Genomic DNA, 18986 nt, shown 5'->3' with positions numbered 1-18986 from the left:
TCACCCGTGCATGGTCCATAAGGCTACCGACTTTTGCTGGAATACGGTCATGTTCGACGCTCGCGTGAAGGCCATTCTTGGCCCGACCAACACCGGAAAAACCCATCTCGCGATGGAGCGGATGCTCGCGCATTCGTCCGGCATCATCGGATTCCCGCTGCGCCTGCTCGCGCGCGAGAACTACGACCGCATGGTCGCGCAAAAGGGCGAGGCGAATGTCGCGCTCATCACCGGCGAGGAGAAGATCATCCCGCCGGAGGCGAAATGGTTCGCCTGCACCGTCGAGGCCATGCCGCTGGACCGCAAGGTCGAGTTCCTGGCCGTGGACGAGATCCAGCTCTGCGCCGACCCTGATCGCGGCCACATCTTCACCGACCGGCTGCTGCATGCGCGCGGCCTGGTCGAGACGATGTTCATGGGCGCCGAGACCATCCGCCCGCTGCTGCAGCGCCTGGTGCCGCAGGTCGAGATCGAGACGCGGCCCCGCCTCTCCAAGCTGACCTATGCCGGCCCGGTGAAGCTGACGCGCCTGCCGGCCCGCAGCGCCGTCGTCGCCTTCTCCGCCCAGGAGGTCTACGCGATCGCCGAGGCCATCCGCCGCCGCCGCGGCGGCTGCGCGGTCGTGATGGGCCGCCTGAGCCCGCGCACGCGAAATGCCCAGGTGAAGATGTACCAGGACCGCGAGGTGGACTTCCTCGTGGCGACCGACGCCATCGGCATGGGCCTCAACATGGACGTCGACCACGTCGCCTTCGCGAGCCTGCAGAAGTTCGACGGCAATTCGCCCCGCGCCCTGTCCGCGCAGGAAGCCGCGCAGATCGCCGGCCGCGCCGGCCGTGGCATGCGCGACGGCACCTTCGGCACCACCGCCGAATGCCCGCCCTTGTCCGACGACATGGTCTCGAAGATCGAAGGGCATCATTTCGAGCCGCTGCAGTCGCTCGTCTGGCGCAACAGCGACCTCGACTTCTCCAGCGTCGACGCCCTGCTCGACAGCCTGGGCGCGCCCTCGCCGCAGCCCGGCCTGACCAAGGGCAATGACGCGACCGACCACATCACCCTCAGCCAGCTCGCCCGCGAAGAGGCCATCCGCAAGCTCGCCTCCTCCCGCAGCCGCGTCGAGCTGCTGTGGGAAGCCTGCCAGATCCCCGATTTCCGCAAGCTGGCCGACGACACCCACACGCGCCTCTGCGCGCGAGTCTTCACCAATCTGGCCGAAGACGGCGTGCTGCCTTCCGACTGGATCGCCTCGCAGATCGCCTCCTGCACCAGCACCGAGGGCGACCTCGACACGCTGATGTCGCGCCTCTCGTCCATCCGCGTCTGGGCCTATATCGCCGCCCGCGCCGACTGGGTGCGTGACGCCGCCGTCCAGCAGGAAGCCGCCCGCGCCGCCGAGGACGCCGTCTCCGACGCGCTGCACGAGCGCCTGACGGCCCGCTTCGTGGACCGCCGCGCCGCCCATCTGATCCGCAGCCTGGACAACACGGAGGACGAGCTCCTCTCCGCCGTCACGCGCCAGGGCGAGGTGGTGGTCGAGGGCCATAAGGTCGGCCAGGTGGTCGGCTTCGAGTTCCATCCCGAGGCGACCGAGGGCGGCGAGGAGGAGAAGAAGCTTATCCTCCGTGCCGCGCGCCGGGCCCTGGCGCAGGAGATTCCCCGCCGCCTCGCCGCGCTCGAGACCTCCAAGGCCGAGAGCCTGGCGCTGACGCCCGAGCACCGCATCACCTGGGAGGGCGCCGAGATCGCGCGCCTGAAGACGGGCAGCGAGCCGGGCAAGCCGCTCATCGAGATCAACGCCTCCGAATTCCTGGACAGCCCGCAGCGCGAGCGCGTGCGGACGCGGCTGGCCGGCTGGATCGAAGGCATCGTCACCAAGGACCTCGCCGCCATCGCCGCGATCGAGGCCAAGGCCGCCGAGGACAACACGCTGCGCGGCCCGGCCTTCCAGCTGCGCGAGACGCTCGGCCTCAAGCCCGGCGACACGCGCAACAACACGGGCCATGAGCTGCGGGCCAAGCTGAAGGCGATCGGCATCCGCGCGGGGCGCTTCGCGCTCTACGTGCCCGAGGCGCTGAAGCCCCGCCCCATGGCGCTGCGCGCGCAGCTCTGGGCGCTGAGCTACGACCTGCCGACGCCGCCGCTGCCGGCGCCCGGCCTGGTCTCCATCCCGGCCGATGGCGTGATGGCGCTGTCCTGGCCCGAGGGCTTTGCGCCCATCATGGGCTGGGTCTCAGCGGGGCCCGTGCTGCTTCGCCTGGACGTCGCTGAGCGGGTGGCGGCCGAGCTCGGCTACCTGACCCGCCGCGCGCCCGCCGCACTGCCGCCGGAGATCCTGGGCCGCTTCGGCATCAAGGGCGAGGCGTTGGAGCCGGTGCTGGCCGCGCTGGGCTTCCGCCTCATCGCCTCCGAGCCGCTGCCCGAGGACATGCACGGCCCCGTGCTGCCGACGATGGTGGCCTGGGCGCGCCCGGCCGCGCCGCCGCGCCGCCAGAACCAGAACCACCCCAATCGCGGCCGTGGGCCGAACCCCCGCCGTGCGGCTCAGGGCCAGGCCCCCGCCGCGGAGGGCGAGGCGCCGGCCGAGGGTGCCGAGGCGCCGCGCCGTCACGAAGGCCCGCGCCGCGACCGCAATCGCGGCCCGCGCGACGGCCAGGGCGCGCCGCGCGGTCCCCGCCCCGAGGGCGCTGCGACCGAGGCACCTCGTCCCGAGGGCGGTAACCGCAATGAGGGCGGGCGCAACGAGGGTGGGCGCAGCGAAGGCGGCCGTAACGACGGCGGCCAGCGCCGCGACGGCAACCGTGGCCAGTTCGCCGGCAAGGGCGGCCCGCGCCGCGACGACCGGCGCAACGGCCCGCCGCGCGATCGCGACCGTGATCGTTCGGGCGGCCCCGAGACCCGGACCTTCCACGAGGACCGCCCTGCGACCAGCGCCGAGGACAGCCCCTTCGCCGCGCTGATGAAGCTCAAGCTGAAGTAACGGATGGAGGCGGGGGGAGAATTCCTGCGCCTCGATGCCTGGCTGTGGCACGCCAGGGTTGCCAAGTCCAAGTCCCTGTCGGGCGCGCTGGTGGAGGCGGGCGGTTTCCGCCTCAATCGCCAGCCCGTCACCAAGGCCCATGCGCGGATCAGGGTCGGAGATATCCTGACCTTCGCCTGGGGTGGCGAGGTCCGCGTCTGGCGGGTCCTGGCCCTCGGCGAACGCCGCGGGCCGCCCGCCGAGGCCCGCCAACTCTATGAGGAGATCCGGGAGGGTCAGTCATGACCGACCGGCGCTTGTCAACGCGGTGACAGCACGTCATTTCTACCGCGACTGCGAAGATTCAGGAGCCGCCTTCGTGACCTATGTCGTCACCGAAAACTGCATCAAGTGCAAGTTCATGGATTGTGTGGAGGTGTGCCCGGTCGACTGCTTCTACGTCGGCGAGAACTTTCTGGTGATCCACCCGGACGAGTGCATCGATTGCGGCGTCTGCGAGCCCGAATGCCCCGCCGAGGCGATCCTGCCGGACAGCGACGACAAGGCGACGGCCTGGCTCGAGATCAACCGCAACTACGCGCAATCCTGGCCGAACATCACCCGCAAGGGCGAGCCCCCGGCCGACGCCGAGGAGTGGAAGGACAAGCCCGACAAGGCCGCGCTGCTGAGCCCGGAGCCGGGGACGCCCTGAAGCCCGTCTCGCCGGAGGGGAGCCTGCCCATGGGGCGGGATGCCTCTCCATGCGTGACTCGGGGCCTTTTTTGTGCTATATGATGACGACGGAAGCGCAATCTCCGCGACCTCTGAGCAAGGGGTTCGAGGGGATGAGGCGCGTTCGGCTCCCTCCTCTCTGGGTTGCAGGAGTCTCGTCGCAAATGGCCACGTCGCCTCGGAGCGGAACCTCGTCCGCGCGCGTCAGCAAGCCCTCGCCTCCCGCCAAGAAACCAGCCGCCAAGGCCCAGCCCGCCAAGACGGCGAAGGCGCCGCCGCGACCGGCCGCGAAGGCATCGCCCGCCAAGTCTCCGAAGGCCGCCGTCGCCAAGCCTGCCGCCAAGGCGGTCGCGAAAAAGGCCGCCCCGGTCGCCGCCAAGGCAGCCTCCAAGCCGGCGGCCCGCCCGGCCACCAAGCCTCCTGCGGCGCCCTCCAAGGCGGCAAAGCCAGTGCCGAAGCCCGTCCCTACCCCCGCCCCGAAGGCGGCCGCGAAGCCAGTTCCGAAGCCTCCCGCGGCGGTCCCGGCGGCCGCCAGACCCGAAGCCCCTCTGACGAAGGCAGCAACAAGTCCAGTGACCAGCAACAAGGCCCCCCTGGCCGACAAGTCCCCTCCGAAGGCTCCGGCCAGCAAGCCGGCGGAAGCTCCCGCCGCTGCCGCGCCGGCCTCCCCGCGCCCCACCATCATCGTCGCCGCGCCGCCCAACATGCCGGTGCGCGGAAACAACCCCATGTCACCCCGTCCGCCTGTGGGAAGGCCCAATATGCCGCCATCTTTCGCCGTTCGTAGTCCTGGCCGCCCCGGCTTCGCCGAGGGTCAGGCCCCCACGCCGCGTCCGCCCGCCGCCAAGATCGAGCTGAAGGCGGGCGACCATGTCGTGTACCCGACCCATGGCGTCGGCACCGTGCAGGGCATCGAGACGATCGAGGCTGCGGGCATGGAACTGCAGATGATCGTCGTCACCTTCGACGAGAACCGCATGACGCTGCGCGTGCCCGTCAACAAGGTGCCCACGGCCGGCCTGCGGAAGCTCTTCACGCAGAAGGAGTTCGACGCGGCGATCGACACGCTCAAGGGCCGCGCGCGCATCAAGCGCACCATGTGGTCGCGCCGCGCGCAGGAATACGAGGCGAAGATCAACAGCGGCGATCCCATCCAGATCGCCGAGGTCGTGCGCGACCTGCAGCGCAATGCCGGCCAGCCCGACCAGTCCTTCAGCGAGCGCCAGATCTACGAGCAGGCGCTGGAGCGTCTGGCCGCCGAATACGCGGCCATCGAGAAGATCGACAAGCTGACGGCGAGCGACCGTCTCGTCGCCTTCGCCAAGGCCAGCTGAGGCGACCATGTCCGTCGAAGCCCCCGTCTCCGGCATCGAGGAGGTGATCACCGATCTCGAGGAGGGCTTCGCCCTTTTCGACGATTGGGAGGATCGCTACCGCTACCTCATGGAGATGGGCCGGGAGCTCCCGGTCCTCACCGAGGCGGAGAAGGTGGAGGCGAACCTCGTGCCCGGCTGCCAGTCGCGCGTGTGGTTCATCCCCCGCCGCGAGGGCGACCAGCTCTTCTTCCGCATCAACAGCGACGCCGCCATCGTCCAGGGGCTGATGGCGCTGGTGCTGCGCGTCTTCAACGGCCGCACGGCGGGCGAGATCCGGGAGGTCGATCCGAACTTCCTGCAGCGCCTCGGCCTCGGCGAGCATATCTCGCTGTCCCGCCGCAACGGCGTGGCGGCGGTGCTGGCGCGCGTCCAGGCGGCGGCACGCGGTTGAGGGTCCTCCTCTTCGGCGCCACGGGCATGGTCGGCCAGGGCGTGCTGCGCGAATGCCTGCTGGCGCCGGATGTGACGGAGGTGGTCTCCCTCGGTCGGCGCGCGACGGGAACGGCGCATCCGAAGCTGCGCGAGATCGTGCGACCCAATCTCGACGACTATGCCGGCCTCGAGGCGGAGCTGACGGGCTTCGACGCCTGCTTCTTCTGCCTCGGCATCTCCTCGGTCGGCATGGCGGAGCCCGAATACCGCCGCGTGACCCATGACCTGACGCTCGCGGCCGCGCGGGCACTGGCGCCGCTCAATCCGGGCATGACCTTCGTCTATGTCACCGGCTCGGGCACCGACAGCACGGAGCAGGGCCGCATCATGTGGGCGCGCGTGAAGGGCGCGACCGAGAACGCGCTGCGGCACCTGCCCTTCAAGGCCGTCTTCTTCTTCCGCCCGGGGATCATCCAGCCGCTGCACGGGGCGCAGCCGAAGGTCCGCTGGATCCAGGCCACCTACCTGCTGCTCGGCCCCTTCCTCGGCCTGGCGCGCCTGCTGCTGCCCCGGTCGGTGCTGACGACCGAGGTGATCGGCCAGGCCATGCTGAATGTCGCGCGGCGGGGCTTTCCGAAGCCGATCCTGGAGACGGCCGATATCGATGCCGCCGCGAGGGGCGCCCCGGCGTGACCGGCCGGCAACGCTGCCGCTGGTGCGAGTCCGACCCGTTGCTGCGCGACTACCACGACGCCGAATGGGGTGTCCCCGTGCGGGATTCCCGCGCGCTCTGGGAGCTGCTGAACCTGGAGGGCGCGCAGGCCGGCCTCGCCTGGATCACTGTGCTGCGTAAGCGCGAGGGCTATCGCCGCGCCTTCGCCGGCTTCGATCCGGAGAAGGTCGCCGCCTTCGGCCCCGCGGATGTCGAGCGGTTGATGGGCGATGCGGGCATCATCCGCGCGCGTGCCAAGATCGAGGCGACCATCGGCAATGCGCGCGCCTACCTCGCCATGCAGGCCGCGGGCGAGGATTTTGCCGACTTCGCGTGGTCGATGGTGGGCGGGGCGCCGCTCAAGGGCGATGGCGTCACGGTGCCGGCCAGCACCCCGCTCTCCGAGGCCATGTCCAAGGCGCTCAAGAAGCGGGGCTTCAAGTTCGTGGGCCCGGTCATCGCCTATTCCTGGATGCAGGCGGCCGGCATGGTGAACGACCACGGGGCCAGCTGCTTCCGGCGCTGATGGGGCGAGGGAGGCCTATCGCCCCCAGGTCGCCCTCGAGAGCATCACCATGCAGCACATCGCCGCATAGGCCACGAAGGACAGCGCCACGATCGCCGCCAAGGTCGCGATGCCGGCGCCGAGGAAGCTGACCGCCACCCAGCCGAGCCCGGCCGCGATCACGAGCCGGCCTGCGACGCCGAGGAGCGGCCAGAACATGTGCCCCGCCCCCTGGCCCGCGAAGGACAGCACGAAGCCCAGGCCGAAGAGCCCATAGGCCGGCGCCACGATGCCAAGATAGAGCGCCGCCGGCGCCAGCACCTCCGGATCCTGGGTGAAGAGGTGCGTCCAGAGCTCGGGCCGGAAGGCCACCACGAGGCCCACCACGCCGGTGAAGGCGGCCCCCACGAGCGCGCCCGTCCAGGCCGCCTCGCGCGCGCGGGCGCGCCGGCCGGCGCCGATATTCACGCCCACCATGGTCAGCACAGCCGAGGACAGGCCGAAGAGCACCGGGATCAGCAGGTAGTCGAGCCGCGAGGCGACGCCGTAGCCCGCCAACGCCTGCGTGCCGAAGAGGCCCATCGCCCCCGTCACGAGGATCACGGTCAGGTTGGTCAGCACGGTGCTGACGGCCGTCGGCAGGCCCACCTTCAGGATATCGGCGAAGAGCCGCCATTCCAGCCGCGCCCAGCGCAGCGTCAGGCTGCCGCGGCGCGAGGACATGTACCAGAGCAGCGCGAGCGCGGCGCCGCCGAAGTACAGCGCGAAGGCGAGGCCCGCGCCGGCGATGCCCAGATGCGGAATGGGGCCGAAGCCGAAGATCAGCGCCGGGGAGGCCGGGATCATCACCAGTGCGCCGAACAGCGTGACCAGCGCCGGCACCTTCACATTGCCCGCGCCGCGCAGCGCGGCGGCGAGCAGGTTCACGATCCAGATCGCGATGGAACCCGCGAAGATCCAGTTCGAATAGACCAGCGCGGCCTCCAGTGCCTCGCCGCGTCCGCCGAGCAGGTGGTAGAGCCAGGGGCCGCCCTGGATGGTCGCCCAGGTGAAGAGCCCGCCGACGATGATGGCCAGCACGATGGCATGCAGCACCAGCGCATCCGCATCGCGCTGCCGGCCCGCCCCGACGGCGCGCGCGACGGAGGAGGCCACGCCGCTGCCGAGCCCGCCGCCCGACATCATCATCATGAGCATGTAGACCGGGAAGACGAGCGTCACGCCCGCCAGCGCATCCGTGCCGAGTAGGCCGACATAATACCCCTCCGCCACGTTCACCGCCGTCTGCGCGATGAGCACGGAGACGGTCGGCAGCGCGAGGCGCAGCAGGGTCGCGAGGATGGGGCCGTCCAGCAGGGCGGCGCGCGCCCGGGCCTTCTGGTCCAGCGGTGGCCGCCCTACCGCCGGGGTGACGGAGGCGGGGGTGACGGAGAGGGCGGCCTCGCTCATGGCGTCAGGCCGCGGCGCGGTAGATGGGCGCACCGGCGGGGGCGCCCGTATGGCCACCATCCACCACGATCTCGGCCGCCGTCACGTGGCGCGCATCCTCGGAGGCGAGGTAGAGCACGGCCTTCGCGATATCCTCCGCCGCGCCCATCTTGCCGAGCGGGATGGCGCGGGAGATCTGCGCATCCACCGCGTCCATGGCCGCCTCGGTCGGCGCGGCGTAGGACCAGATCGGCGTGCGCGTGCCGCCCGGCACCACCAGGTTCACCCGGATGCCGCGCGGCGCCAGCTCGGCGGCCAGCACGCGGGACATGGCGCGCAGCCCGGCCTTGGCCGCCGCATAGGCCGACCAGCCGGGCACGCCCAGCACCGCGTGGACTGATCCGTTGAGGATCACGGAAGCGCCCTGGCCCAGATGCGGCAGCGCGGCCTGCACGGTCAGGAAGCTGCCGTCCAGGTTGTTGCGCACCATGTGCGAGAAGGCCTCGGCACCGGTCTCGCCGAGCGGGGTGGCGCCGCCGATGCCCGCATTGGCGAAGACGATGTCGAGCTTGCCGAAGCGCGCGATGCCAGCGGCGACGGCGGCCTCCAGCGCGGCGGCGTCGGTACTGTCGGCCTGCACGGCCAGGGCCTGTTCGCCGAGCTCGCGCTGGGCGGCCTCGAGCGCCTTGGGGTTGCGCCCGGTGATGACGACCTGCGCGCCCTCGCTCACGAAAAGGCGCGCGGTGGCGAGGCCGATGCCGCTGCTGCCGCCCGTGATGAAGGCCGTCCTGGTTGCGAGGCGCATGGAGATGGTCCTTTGTCCGCCGAAGCCCTGGCGCTTGAAGTGCCGGGGCTGGTTATTAGATTACGACCGTAATTAGAGCTGACGATCGTAATTCAATGGGCGTCGCACCAGATAAACGCTCAGCTAAACGCGATGTCATGCGAGGGGCGCGATGCGGTACGGCAAGGGTCACAAGGACGGGACGCGGCAGCACATCGTCGAGGTGGCGGCCAGGAAGTTCCGGGAGGAGGGCGTGGCCTCGGCGGGCATCGCCGGCCTCATGGCCGAGGCGGGGCTGACCAACGGCGCCTTCTACAACCATTTCGACTCGAAGGATCACCTGGTCCGCGAGGCGCTGGAACACGCGCTTGGCCAGACGGCCCGGCGCTACGAGGAGGCGCCCTTCACGGCCGAGGAGTGGATCCGCGGCTATCTCAGCCCCACCCATCGGGACAGCCCGGGCCAGGGCTGCGCGGTCGCAGCGCTGGTGGGCGAGCTCGCCCGTCAACCGGAAGCGACGCGTGCGGGCCTGACGGCCTCGCTGGGCCGTACCGTCGAGCGCATCACCGCGGGAATGGGCGGGGAAGGGACGCCGGAGGAGCGCGAGCGGCGCGCCCTGGCGATCTTCGGGCTCATGGCGGGCACGCTGCAGCTCGCGCGGGCGGTGACGGACCGCGAGCTCTCGGACCGCATCCTGGCCGGCGGGCTGGAGACGGCGCTGGGCCTGATGGGGAAGCCAGCGGGCTGAGGATGGCGGGGGGCGGCCTTAGCTGAGCCCGACCTCCTCCTGCCGGCGCTTGTCGATCTCCTCGCCGTAGCGGCGCAGCACATGGGCCGCGGTCAGCGAGCCGATGACCTTGCGGCTCTCGGCGCCGTCCAGCACCGCCAGAGCCTCGACCTCCACGCTGTCGAAGACCGCCATGGCCTCCTTCGCGTTCATCGCCGGCAGCAGCGCCACGTCCTCCAGCTTCACCAGGGGCGTGATGGTCTCGGCGGTGGCCTCGATCGCATGCGCCTCCACCACCATCACCACGCCGGCGTAGCGCCCGGCCTCGTCCAGCGCGATCACGCGCTCCGTCGAGCCCAGCGGGAAGTCGCGCCGGAAGGAGGCGAGGCTGGTGTCGGAGCGCACCGTCCGCACGTCCCGCCGCATCAGCTTGCCGACGGTCAGGTCACGCAGCCAGCCCACGTCATGCGCCGAGCGGATCGTCTCGCCGCGCAGGTGGAAGCGCCAGGTGGCGAAGGAGTAGCCGAAGGTGCGCCGCGTCACGAGGCCGGAAACCGCGACCGCCGTCAGCACCGCGCCCGCCACGGCGAAGTTGCCGGTGCTCTCGAGCGCGAGGAAGGTCATGGCCAGCGGCGCGCCGATGACCGCCGTGCCAAAGGCGCTCATCCCCACCACGGCCAGGAAGAGCGGGTCCACCGTGTGCAGGCCCACCAGCGGCAGCAGCGCCACGAAGACCTTGCCCAGCAGCGCGCCCATCAGCAGCGAGGCAAAGAACAGGCCGCCGCGGAAGCCCGCGCCCAGCGAGAGCGCGGAGGCTGCCGCCTTCACCACCAGCAGCACCACCACGGCCTTCAGCGACGTTTCGGTGCTGAAGGCGAAATGCAGCGCGCCATGCCCGGCCGAGAGCGCGCCCGGCGTGATCAGCGCCAGCGCGCCCACGCCCAACCCGCCGATGGCCGGCCGCAGCGGCACCCAGGGCACGCGCTTGAACAGGTTCTCCAGCCGGCTCACGCCCACCATCAGCGCGATGGCCGCGAAGGCGCAGAGCGCGCCCAGCGCCAGCGCCAGCAGGTAGCCGTCCCAGGCGGGCGAGGGCACGCCGCCCGGCTGTACCAGATAGGTCTGCCCACTCAGCAGCCGCGTCGTCAGGATGGACATGACGGCCGAGGCCACCACCGGCGCCAGCGAGGCGATGGCATAGGTGCCGATCACCAGCTCGAAGGCGTAGAAGGCGCCGGTCAGCGGCGCGTCGAAGGCGGCGGCGATGGCGCCGGCCGCGCCGCAGCCCACCAGCACGCGCAGATCGCCGCGCCGCAGCCCGAGCTTGCGCCCCAGCCGCGAGGCGACGCCCCCGCCCACCTGCGTATAGCCCGCCTCCAGCCCCACCGAAGCGCCGAAGCCGTTGGAGATGATGTTCTGCACGGCCACCACGGCGCCGTCCCAGAGGGACATGCGGCCGCCGTGCAGCGCATTGGCCTCGATGGGGTCCACCGGTTGGCGCGGCCGCCAGCGCGCGATGCCGATGTTCACGAGGCCCAGCACCGCGCCGCCGATCGTGGGGATGAAGAGGAGCTGCCACCACTCCACCCCATGCGCGAGGCTCACGCCATGCGCCACGCCCTCGCCGAAGAGCAGGATGTGCAGCCCGCGCGCCGCCGCGCTCATCGCGGTGGCGAGCAGCCCGGCGGCGATGCCGGTCAGCACGGCGAGGAAGACCAGCCCCGTCTCGCCGCCGCGGAGCCAGGCGCGGAACGCGGCGATCCGATCCGAGGGCGGCGCGGCCGCCTCGGCGAGGAGATTCGGATCGAGCGGCTGGCCGGCAGCCGAAGGCGGTGGCGTCACGGGCAGGAAACCAGTCTGGTCAGGCCATCCTAGAACCCGCAATCGGGCAATTCGGCGGCACCTCCGCGCCGGGCCGCGGTGTTTTCAGCGGCTGCCGATCTCGCCGATGTCGAAGGGCGTCGTCTGGTAGAGCTGGTTGATCCAGTTGCCGAAGAGCAGGTGCGCGTGGCTCCGCCAGTGGTTCAGCGGCGGCCGCCGGGGATCGTCGTCGGGGAAGTAGTTGTGCGGCGGCGCGATCGGCTTTCCGGCGGAGACGTCGCGGAAATACTCCTCGCTGAGCGAGCTCGAGTCGTATTCGATGTGGTTGAACATGTGCAGCGCGCGATGCGCCGGATCCTCCAGCAGGCAGAGGCCGGCCTGGTCGGATTCCATCAGCACGCGCAGGCCGCCGCCTGCCGGGATGTCCTGTCGCCGCACTTCGGTCCAGCGCGAGACGGGGATGGCGAAGTCGTCCGAGAAGCCGCGCAGATAGGGCGAGGCCGGCGCCAGGTTCCGGTGCTGGTGCACGCCGAAGGCCTTCTCCGCCAGGGCGTATTTGGGCATGCCGTGGAAGTGGTGGACGGCCGCCTGCGCGCCCCAGCAGACGTTGAAGAGCCCGTGCACATGGGTCTGCGTCCAGTCGAAGATGCGGCGCAGCTCGTCCCAGTAGGTCACCTGCTCGAAGGGCAGCGTCTCGACCGGCGCCCCGGTGACGATGAAGCCGTCGAAGCGCTCGGCGCGGATGTCCTCCCAGTCGCGGTAGAAGGAGAGGATGTGCTCGCCCGGCGTGTTGCGCGCGACGTGGTTGGTGATCTTCACGAGCGTGAGCTCGACCTGCAGCGGCGTGGCGCCGAGTAGCCGGGCGAACTGCGTCTCGGTCCTGATCTTGTCCGGCATCAGGTTGAGCAAGGCGATCCGCAGGGGCCGGATGTCCTGGCGCCGCGCCTCGGCCTCGCCCATGAGCATGACGCCCTCGGCCTCGAGCGTCGCGCGGGCGGGAAGGTCGTTCGGGATTCTTATCGGCATCGACAGGATGCCTTCGGCCGGTCGGCCGGAAACCATGAAGCCATGCGAGCCCTCCGTGTCACGGGAGAGGAGCTGACGCTGTGGCTGGGACCCGTTTGGTTGCCGGTTCGGCCACATCCTCCCTTGCGGGAGCGCCACCTTGCCCGGGAGGCAGGTTGGCGTTGGGCGTCGGCCCAACTCCTGATGTGGCGCCATCCGTAATCGGCGCCGCGGCGCTTGGCAACAGGTGTCGCGGCTCAGGCCTGCAGGGTGACCAGCTGGTCGCGGAAGGTCGCCGCGCAGGCGGGCCAGGAGAAGCGCTCGGCCTGGGCCCGCGCCTGCGGGCGCGGTACCTCCAGGGCGGCCAGGCTGGCCCGCTGCAGGTTCTCGTCCAGCACGCCGCCCGGCCCCACCACGTCGCGCGGGCCCATGACGGGATAGGCCGCGACGGGCGTGCCGCAGGCCATGGCCTCCAGCAGCACGAGGCCGAAGGTGTCGGTACGCGAAGGGAAGACCATCACATCGGCGCCGCGATAGGCCTGGGCCAGCTCCTCGCCATGCCGCCAACCGGCGAAGTGGACCGCCGGATAGCGCGATTGCAGGGCCGCGCGCTGCGGCCCGTCGCCGACGACGACCTTCGTCCCCGGCAGGTCCAGCTCCAGGAAGGCGGCGATGTTCTTCTCGACGGCGACCCGGCCGACATAGAGGAAGATGGGGCCGGGCAGGCCCGCCCAGGCGTCGCGCGCGCCGTCCTGGAAGAGCGCAAGGTCCACGCCGCGCGTCCAGGGCAGCACATGGCGGAAGCCGCGCCGCGCCAGCTCCTCCTGCAGGGTCTGCGTCGCGGCGAAGGTGCCGACGCCGGCATTGTGGAAGCGGCGCAGCAGCGCCCAGGTGAAGCCCGGCGGCAGGCCGGTGCGCGCCGAGATGTATTCGGCGAAGCGGGTGTGGAAGCTGGTGGTGAAGCGCCAGCCGCGCTCATGGCAGATGGCCCGGGTGGCGAGGCCCAGCGGCCCCTCGGTCGCGATGTGCAGCGCGTCGGGGCGCGCCGCGTCGAACATCCGGCGCAGCGCCGCGCGCGGCCGGAAGGCGAGGCGGATGTCGCGATAGCCGGGCAGGGCGAAGCCGCGGAACCGCTCCGGCCCGATGACCTGGACCTCGTCGCCGCAGGCCTCGAGCTCGCTCGCGACGCGCTCGAGCGTGCGCACCACGCCGTTCACCTGCGGCCGCCACGCATCGGAGACGATGGTGAGGTGCATCAGGCGGGCATGACCTCGCGCAGCCGTTGCGGCGCGCGCTGCAGCGCGGCCCAGTCCAGCAGCTCGAAGCGGCCGTCGTCATGCTCGACGAGGGCGGTGCAGCTCTCCACCCAGTCGCCGTCGTTCATGTACATCACGCCGTTCACGACGCGCATCTCGGCATGGTGGATATGGCCGCAGATCACGCCGTCCAGCCCGCGGCGCCGGGCCTCGCCGGCCAGCGCCACCTCGAAGCGATCGATGGCCTTCACGGCCTCCTTCACCTGGCGCTTCAGCCATTGCGACAGCGACCAGTAGGGATAGCCGAACTTCCGGCGCGCCAGGTTGAACCAGCGGTTCAGCACCAGCGCCGTGTCGTAGGCCCAGTCGCCGAGATAGGCGAGGAACTTGGCGTAGCGGATGACGCCGTCGAACTCGTCGCCGTGGATGACCAGGAAGCGGCGGCCGTCGGCACCATGATGCACCGCCTCGCGCATCAGCTTCACGCCCGCGATCTCGAGGCCGAGCCATTCGCGGAACATCTCGTCATGGTTGCCGGGAATGTAGGTGACCTTGGTGCCGCTCTGCGCGAGATCGAGCACGCTGCGGATCACCTGGTCGAATTCGTCGTGCCAGTACCAGGACTTGCGGAGGCGCCAGCCGTCGATCACGTCGCCGACGAGGTAGAGGTGATCGCATTCCACGCGCCCGAGGAAGTCGAGCAGCATGTCGGAGCGTGCGCCGCGCGTGCCGAGATGGATATCGGAGACGAAGACGCTGCGCACCCGCATCCTGCCGCTTTCCGATCCGACGATGTCGCGTGGCGCCATCCCTCAGCTCCATCCGTGAACGCCCCCGGAATGAGGTCTGGAAATGGCCTTTGCACGTGAATCTTCGATGACCTCCGCAGGCGCCGCATGCCTCCTCCGAGGACGCGGCGACGTCATGGAATCATCTCCGGGACGTCATGCTTCCGGTGTAGGAATGGTGGCTTGCGCGCGCCTCTCCGGGACGTCGATCGGCCTCATGCTCGTCATCTTCAATCCCGCGGCCGGATCGCGCCGGCGACGGCGGCTCGCCCGGGCGATGGCGGTGCTGGGCGAGGGCGCGGTGCTGGCGGAGACCGCCGGCCCGGGCGATGCGCGCCGCCTGTCCGAAAGGGCGGCACGCGAGGGGCATGATTGCGTCGTGGCGGCAGGCGGCGACGGCACGATCGCCGAGGTCGCAGCGGGTCTGCAGGGCAGCGGCGCGGCGCTCGGCATCCTGCCCTTCGGCACGGCGAACGTTCTGGCCTTGGAGCTCGGCCTGCCGCTGACCGCAGAGGGCGCGGCCGAGGTGATCAAGGCGGGACGCGAGGCGATGCTGAGGCCGGGGATCGCGTGGCATGCGGGCGGCGAGCGGCTCTTCGTGCAGATGCTGGGCGCGGGTCTCGACGCCGCGGTGGTGCAGGCGGTGCCGCCCGGGCTGAAGCGCGCGCTGGGGAAAGGGGCCTATGTCTGGCAGACGCTGCGCGAGCTGGCACGGCATCGCTTCCCGCCGCTGCGCTTCTCGGCCGATGGCGGCGCCTGGGAGGAGGCCTCGGGCCTCATCGTCACCAAGGGACGGCTCTATGCGGGGCGGCACCTGGTCGCGCCCGGCGCCTCCCCGCTGGAGCCGGGCTTCACACTGGTGGTGCAGCGGCGCGTGGGCATCGGGCGGGCGCTGCTGGCCGGCGCCGCGCTGCCGCTGAACGCGCTGCACCGGCTTCCCTTCATCGAGCTGCGCCGTTGCGCCGCGGTCGAGATCGAGGGGCAGGGCGTGCTGACGCAATGCGACGGCGACCGCGGGCCGGCCCTACCGCTGCGGATCGAGGAAGCGTCGCACCCGCTGCGGGTCCGGCTGGGGTAAGGCAGGCCGCGGGTCTTCCCCGACCGCCGTCGCCGTGGTGCCATGCGGCCGATTCCTGGAGGATTCTCATGACTGTCGGCTTCCGCATCCGCCCCATCAGCAACCGGGTGGATCCCTCGCTCGTCGCCCGCGCCGCCAAGCTTCCCGTCGCGAATATCGGCGACGTGATGAACCGCCTGCAGGCGCTGTCCGGCACCTTCCATTCCTTCGGCGGCAAGAAGCGGCTCTGCGGCCCGGCCTTCACCGTGAAGGCGCGTTCGGGCGACAACCTGATGCTGCACCGGGCGGTGGACATGGCGGAGCCCGGCGACGTCATCATCGCCGACGGCAATGGCGACCTGACGGTCGGGCTGATGGGCGACCTCATGCTCGGCCACGCGACCAAGCGGAAGCTCGGCGGCGTGATCGTGGACGGTGCAGTGCGCGACATCCCGCAGCTGGCGAAGATGGACCTGGGCGTCTGGGCGCGCGGCCATACGCCCGCCGGCCCCTTCAAGGACGGCCCGGGCGAGATCGGCTATGCGGTCTCCTGCGGCGGGCAGGTGGTGATGCCGGGCGACCTCATCTGCTGCGACGAGGACGGCGTGGTGGTCGTGCCGCTGGCCGATGCCGAGCGCGTCATCGCCGATGCCGAGAAGCACCAGGCCAAGGAGATCCAGGCCGAGAAGGAGATCCAGGCCGGCACCTGGCCGCGCGACTGGGTGCTGCAGAGCCTGCGGGAGAAGGGCTGCGAGGGCGCCTGAGGCGCCGGCAGCAAAAAGGCCCCGCGCGAGGTTCGCGCGGGGCCCTTCCGGACCGGGGCGCGGGACAGGCCCGCGCCTCGTTCAGAGTTCGATCTGTCTCAAACCTTGAGGTTGACGGCGGCGGTCTTGCCGCGCTCCTCGGTGAGGTCGAACGTCACCGACTGGCCGTCATTGAGGCCCTGGAGCCCCGCGGCCTGGACGGCGGTGATGTGGACGAACACGTCCTTGCCGCCACCGGCCGGCGTGATGAAGCCGTAACCCTTGGTGGCGTTGAACCATTTGACGGTGCCAGTGGCCATCCGCTTTCTCCTATCAATACGTGCGGAGAGTTCCGACACGAGATGCCTCCTCCGGCCGGACAAACTGTGGCGTCCAGCCCGTCCTATGGAGAGGTATCTGGGGTCGGCACGGCTAGCGAAGGCAGGCTCCAAAAGCGCAGAACGGGAGGAGGAAGTCAAACAACTAAGTGAGGCACCCTCCGAAATCTCCCGGAACCGGTTGAATCGGCTACACAAAAAAAGAAGGCGGCCCATGAGGGCCGCCTTCCTATTCGGTACAGGCTTTGGACCCGGACTTAGAAGTCCATGTCGCCCATGCCGCCCATGCCACCGGGGCCGCCGGCCGGAGCCGCCGACTTGGCCGGCTTCTCGGCGACCATCGCCTCGGTGGTGATGAGCAGCGAGGCGACCGAGGCCGCATCCTGCAGCGCCGTGCGCACGACCTTGGTCGGGTCGATGATGCCGGCGGCCACCAGGTCCTTGTACTCGTCGAGCTGCGCGTCGTAGCCGAACACCCAGTCGTTGCTGCGGAGCACTTCGCCCGCGATCACCGCGCCATCCTTGCCGGCGTTCTGGGCGATCTGCTTGACCGGCGCCTGGATCGCCTTGCGGACGATCTCGATGCCGACCTGCTCGTCGCTGTTCAGGCCCTTGAGCCCGCCCAGGTTGGTCGAGGCGCGCAGAAGCGCCGTGCCACCACCGGGGACGATGCCTTCCTGAACGGCGGCGCGCGTCGCGTGCAGCGCGTCGTCCACGCGGTCCTTGCGCTCCTTCACCTCGACCTCGGTGCTGCCACCGACGCGGATGACGGCCACGCCACCGGCGAGCTTCGCCAGGCGCTCCTGCAGCTTCTCACGGTCGTAGTCCGAGGAGGTCTCCTCGATCTGCGCCTTGATCTGCTCGCAACGGCCCTCGATCTCGCTCTTCTCGCCAGCGCCGTCGACGATCGTGGTGTTCTCCTTCTCGATGCGGATGGTCTTGGCCTTGCCAAGCATCTGCAGCGTGACGGTCTCGAGCTTGATGCCGAGGTCCTCGGAGATCAGCTGGCCACCGGTCAGGATCGCGATGTCCTCGAGCATCGCCTTGCGGCGATCGCCGAAGCCCGGAGCCTTCACGGCCGCGATCTTCAGGCCGCCACGCAGCTTGTTGACCACGAGCGTCGCCAGGGCCTCGCCCTCCACGTCCTCGGCGATGATGACGAGCGGACGGCCGCTCTGCACCACGGCCTCGAGCAGCGGCAGCATCGGCTGGAGCTGGGAGAGCTTCTTCTCGAAGATCAGGATGTAGGGCTGATCCATCTCCGCGATCATCTTCTCCGCATTCGTGATGAAATACGGGGAGACGTAGCCACGGTCGAACTGCATGCCCTCGACGACGTCGAGCTCGGTCTGGATGGACTTGGCTTCCTCGACGGTGATGACACCCTCGTTGCCGACCCGCTCCATCGCGGAGGCGATCATCTCGCCGATCTCGGTCTCGCCATTGGCCGACAGCGTGCCAACCTGCGCAACCTCGGCAGAGGTCGTGATCTTCTTGGTCTTCGCCTCGAGCTCCGCGACGACCACGGCCACGGCCTTGTCGATGCCGCGCTTGAGGTCCATCGGGTTCATGCCGGCGGCCACAGCCTTGGCGCCCTCGCGGACGATGGCCTGGGCCAGAACCGTCGCGGTGGTCGTGCCGTCACCGGCCGTGTCGTTGGTCTTCGAGGCCACTTCGCGCACCATCTGGGCGCCCATGTTCTCGAACTTGTCGGAGAGCTCGATCTCCTTGGCGACCGTCACGCCGTCCTTCGTGATGCGCGGGGCACCGAAGGACTTGTCGATCACCACGTTGCGGCCCTTGGGACCCAGCGTCACCTTCACGGCGTCGGCCAGGATGTCCACGCCACGAATCATACGTTCACGCGCCGAAGCGCCGAACTTCACGTCCTTAGCAGCCATTGTGTCACCTCAAATATGTTGTGGGAGCGAAGAAGGGGAGCCGCCTGATTAGGCGACGATGCCCATCACGTCCGATTCCTTCATGATCAGCAGCTCTTCGCCGTCGATCTTCACTTCCGTGCCGGACCACTTGCCGAACAGGATGCGGTCGCCCGCCTTGACGTCGAGCGGGCGGACATCGCCCTTCTCGGAGATCGTGCCAGCGCCGACGGCGAGGACTTCGCCTTCCTGCGGCTTTTCCTTGGCGTTGTCGGGGATGATGATGCCGCCCGCCGTCTTCTCTTCGGCCGCGATGCGGCGAACGAGGACGCGGTCGTGCAGGGGACGAAACTTCATGGGGCTCTTTCCTCCTGAATAATCAGGGCTGGGTAGCTCCCTCCGCCGGGTAATGGCACTCGGCGTCGGGGAGTGCCAAAGGGTCTAAGAGGCGCCCCGGTATGAGTCAAGGCAAGAAGCAGCACTCTCGGGGTTAGAGTGCTAAT

At 70.1% G+C, this 18986-nt stretch carries 20 protein-coding genes and 1 riboswitch; of the genes, 10 read left to right on the top strand and 10 right to left on the bottom strand.

Annotated elements, in window-relative coordinates; translation table 11 throughout:
- Positions 1 to 49 precede the first annotated feature (49 nt).
- The 3 genes from KHU32_RS23255 to fdxA all read left to right on the top strand — a co-directional run bounded on the left by KHU32_RS23255 (position 50) and on the right by fdxA (position 3671).
- Entirely contained in the window at positions 50 to 2980 is a 2931-nt protein-coding gene (locus tag KHU32_RS23255) for a helicase-related protein (RefSeq protein WP_213668506.1), read from the top strand.
- 3 nt (positions 2981 to 2983) lie between these two features.
- On the top strand, positions 2984 to 3265 hold the full coding sequence (locus KHU32_RS02770; protein ID WP_213668505.1) for an RNA-binding S4 domain-containing protein: 282 nt from the start codon (positions 2984 to 2986) through the stop codon (positions 3263 to 3265).
- A 73-nt stretch (positions 3266 to 3338) separates the two neighbouring features.
- On the top strand, positions 3339 to 3671 hold the full coding sequence (gene fdxA / locus KHU32_RS02765; protein ID WP_213668504.1) for a ferredoxin FdxA: 333 nt from the start codon (positions 3339 to 3341) through the stop codon (positions 3669 to 3671).
- A gap of 75 nt (positions 3672 to 3746) precedes the next feature.
- Here fdxA and KHU32_RS22975 read toward each other — a convergent pair whose 3' ends face one another.
- On the bottom strand, positions 3747 to 4322 hold the full coding sequence (locus KHU32_RS22975; protein WP_249680515.1) for a hypothetical protein: 576 nt from the start codon (positions 4320 to 4322) through the stop codon (positions 3747 to 3749).
- A 130-nt stretch (positions 4323 to 4452) separates the two neighbouring features.
- Between KHU32_RS22975 and KHU32_RS22970 the strand changes: the two genes are divergently transcribed.
- Genes KHU32_RS22970 through KHU32_RS02745 form a run of 4 tightly spaced genes read left to right on the top strand, consistent with a single transcriptional unit; the run spans position 4453 to position 6677 of the window.
- Entirely contained in the window at positions 4453 to 5025 is a 573-nt protein-coding gene (locus KHU32_RS22970) for a CarD family transcriptional regulator (protein WP_249680514.1), read from the top strand.
- A 7-nt stretch (positions 5026 to 5032) separates the two neighbouring features.
- Entirely contained in the window at positions 5033 to 5458 is a 426-nt protein-coding gene (locus tag KHU32_RS02755; RefSeq protein ID WP_213668502.1) for a SufE family protein, read from the top strand.
- The gene (locus KHU32_RS02750; protein WP_213668501.1) at positions 5455 to 6132 is read left to right on the top strand and encodes a Rossmann-fold NAD(P)-binding domain-containing protein; all 678 of its coding nucleotides are present in this window, start codon (positions 5455 to 5457) and stop codon (positions 6130 to 6132) included. Before KHU32_RS02755 ends, KHU32_RS02750 begins: the two co-directional genes overlap by 4 nt.
- The gene (locus KHU32_RS02745; RefSeq protein WP_213668500.1) at positions 6129 to 6677 is read left to right on the top strand and encodes a DNA-3-methyladenine glycosylase I; all 549 of its coding nucleotides are present in this window, start codon (positions 6129 to 6131) and stop codon (positions 6675 to 6677) included. Before KHU32_RS02750 ends, KHU32_RS02745 begins: the two co-directional genes overlap by 4 nt.
- Before the next feature lie 15 nt (positions 6678 to 6692).
- Here KHU32_RS02745 and KHU32_RS02740 read toward each other — a convergent pair whose 3' ends face one another.
- Together KHU32_RS02740 and KHU32_RS02735 are read right to left on the bottom strand one after the other, a co-directional pair.
- Positions 6693 to 8105: an MATE family efflux transporter gene (locus tag KHU32_RS02740; RefSeq protein ID WP_213668499.1), complete on the bottom strand. Its 1413-nt coding sequence runs from the start codon at positions 8103 to 8105 to the stop codon at positions 6693 to 6695.
- Between the two features lie 4 nt (positions 8106 to 8109).
- Positions 8110 to 8889 (bottom strand): SDR family oxidoreductase, encoded by a 780-nt coding sequence (locus KHU32_RS02735; RefSeq protein ID WP_213668498.1) that lies wholly within the window; start codon positions 8887 to 8889, stop codon positions 8110 to 8112.
- A 151-nt stretch (positions 8890 to 9040) separates the two neighbouring features.
- Here KHU32_RS02735 and KHU32_RS02730 point away from each other — a divergent pair, with 151 nt between their 5' ends.
- Positions 9041 to 9616, top strand: coding sequence for a TetR/AcrR family transcriptional regulator (locus KHU32_RS02730; protein ID WP_213668497.1), 576 nt, complete (start codon positions 9041 to 9043; stop codon positions 9614 to 9616).
- A gap of 18 nt (positions 9617 to 9634) precedes the next feature.
- On the opposite strand, the gene KHU32_RS02725 is transcribed toward KHU32_RS02730, so the two are convergent.
- The 4 genes from KHU32_RS02725 to KHU32_RS02710 all read right to left on the bottom strand — a co-directional run bounded on the left by KHU32_RS02725 (position 9635) and on the right by KHU32_RS02710 (position 14486).
- Positions 9635 to 11437, bottom strand: coding sequence for a chloride channel protein (locus KHU32_RS02725; protein WP_347265498.1), 1803 nt, complete (start codon positions 11435 to 11437; stop codon positions 9635 to 9637).
- Between the two features lie 84 nt (positions 11438 to 11521).
- Positions 11522 to 12442: a homoserine O-succinyltransferase gene (locus KHU32_RS02720; RefSeq protein WP_213668496.1), complete on the bottom strand. Its 921-nt coding sequence runs from the start codon at positions 12440 to 12442 to the stop codon at positions 11522 to 11524.
- Between the two features lie 85 nt (positions 12443 to 12527).
- A riboswitch (SAM-I-IV-variant riboswitch) is annotated at positions 12528 to 12634 on the bottom strand.
- Positions 12635 to 12678: 44 nt separating this feature from the next.
- The gene (locus KHU32_RS02715; protein WP_213668495.1) at positions 12679 to 13677 is read right to left on the bottom strand and encodes a glycosyltransferase family 4 protein; all 999 of its coding nucleotides are present in this window, start codon (positions 13675 to 13677) and stop codon (positions 12679 to 12681) included.
- The gene (locus KHU32_RS02710) at positions 13677 to 14486 is read right to left on the bottom strand and encodes a UDP-2,3-diacylglucosamine diphosphatase (RefSeq protein ID WP_249680513.1); all 810 of its coding nucleotides are present in this window, start codon (positions 14484 to 14486) and stop codon (positions 13677 to 13679) included. Before KHU32_RS02710 ends, KHU32_RS02715 begins: the two co-directional genes overlap by 1 nt.
- A 196-nt stretch (positions 14487 to 14682) precedes the next feature.
- Here KHU32_RS02710 and KHU32_RS02705 point away from each other — a divergent pair, with 196 nt between their 5' ends.
- A complete protein-coding gene (locus tag KHU32_RS02705; protein WP_213668494.1) occupies positions 14683 to 15543 on the top strand; it encodes a diacylglycerol/lipid kinase family protein in 861 nt (286 codons plus the stop codon).
- Positions 15544 to 15611: 68 nt separating this feature from the next.
- Entirely contained in the window at positions 15612 to 16286 is a 675-nt protein-coding gene (locus KHU32_RS02700) for an RraA family protein (RefSeq protein WP_213668493.1), read from the top strand.
- A 98-nt stretch (positions 16287 to 16384) separates the two neighbouring features.
- Here the strand turns inward: KHU32_RS02700 and KHU32_RS02695 are convergent, their stop codons facing one another.
- The 3 genes from KHU32_RS02695 to groES all read right to left on the bottom strand — a co-directional run bounded on the left by KHU32_RS02695 (position 16385) and on the right by groES (position 18840).
- The gene (locus KHU32_RS02695) at positions 16385 to 16585 is read right to left on the bottom strand and encodes a cold-shock protein (protein WP_213668492.1); all 201 of its coding nucleotides are present in this window, start codon (positions 16583 to 16585) and stop codon (positions 16385 to 16387) included.
- 275 nt (positions 16586 to 16860) lie between these two features.
- On the bottom strand, positions 16861 to 18504 hold the full coding sequence (groL, locus tag KHU32_RS02690; RefSeq protein WP_213668491.1) for a chaperonin GroEL: 1644 nt from the start codon (positions 18502 to 18504) through the stop codon (positions 16861 to 16863).
- 48 nt (positions 18505 to 18552) lie between these two features.
- Positions 18553 to 18840 carry a co-chaperone GroES gene (gene groES, locus KHU32_RS02685; RefSeq protein WP_213668490.1) on the bottom strand — a complete coding sequence of 96 codons (288 nt, stop codon included), beginning with the start codon at positions 18838 to 18840 and terminating at the stop codon, positions 18553 to 18555.
- Between the last annotated feature and the right edge of the window lie 146 nt (positions 18841 to 18986).

The organism is Roseococcus pinisoli, assembly GCF_018413645.1.
Lineage (GTDB): Bacteria > Pseudomonadota > Alphaproteobacteria > Acetobacterales > Acetobacteraceae > Roseococcus > Roseococcus pinisoli.
The sequence above is the reverse complement of the archived record's forward strand: the minus strand, read 5'-3'. Positions and strand labels throughout refer to the sequence as shown.

Coding starts and splice junctions, on each gene's coding strand:
- KHU32_RS02770 (WP_213668505.1), top strand. CDS start 2,984: ATGGAGGCGGGGGGAGAATTCCTGCGCCTCGATGCCTGGCTGTGGCAC.
- KHU32_RS02705 (WP_213668494.1), top strand. CDS start 14,683: ATGCTCGTCATCTTCAATCCCGCGGCCGGATCGCGCCGGCGACGGCGG.
- KHU32_RS02735 (WP_213668498.1), bottom strand. CDS start 8,889: ATGCGCCTCGCAACCAGGACGGCCTTCATCACGGGCGGCAGCAGCGGC.
- KHU32_RS02700 (WP_213668493.1), top strand. CDS start 15,612: ATGACTGTCGGCTTCCGCATCCGCCCCATCAGCAACCGGGTGGATCCC.
- KHU32_RS02710 (WP_249680513.1), bottom strand. CDS start 14,486: ATGGCGCCACGCGACATCGTCGGATCGGAAAGCGGCAGGATGCGGGTG.
- KHU32_RS02740 (WP_213668499.1), bottom strand. CDS start 8,105: ATGAGCGAGGCCGCCCTCTCCGTCACCCCCGCCTCCGTCACCCCGGCG.
- KHU32_RS02720 (WP_213668496.1), bottom strand. CDS start 12,442: ATGCCGATAAGAATCCCGAACGACCTTCCCGCCCGCGCGACGCTCGAG.
- KHU32_RS02730 (WP_213668497.1), top strand. CDS start 9,041: ATGCGGTACGGCAAGGGTCACAAGGACGGGACGCGGCAGCACATCGTC.
- KHU32_RS23255 (WP_213668506.1), top strand. CDS start 50: ATGTTCGACGCTCGCGTGAAGGCCATTCTTGGCCCGACCAACACCGGA.
- KHU32_RS02695 (WP_213668492.1), bottom strand. CDS start 16,585: ATGGCCACTGGCACCGTCAAATGGTTCAACGCCACCAAGGGTTACGGC.
- KHU32_RS02715 (WP_213668495.1), bottom strand. CDS start 13,677: ATGCACCTCACCATCGTCTCCGATGCGTGGCGGCCGCAGGTGAACGGC.
- groL (WP_213668491.1), bottom strand. CDS start 18,504: ATGGCTGCTAAGGACGTGAAGTTCGGCGCTTCGGCGCGTGAACGTATG.
- KHU32_RS22970 (WP_249680514.1), top strand. CDS start 4,453: ATGCCGCCATCTTTCGCCGTTCGTAGTCCTGGCCGCCCCGGCTTCGCC.
- groES (WP_213668490.1), bottom strand. CDS start 18,840: ATGAAGTTTCGTCCCCTGCACGACCGCGTCCTCGTTCGCCGCATCGCG.
- KHU32_RS02755 (WP_213668502.1), top strand. CDS start 5,033: ATGTCCGTCGAAGCCCCCGTCTCCGGCATCGAGGAGGTGATCACCGAT.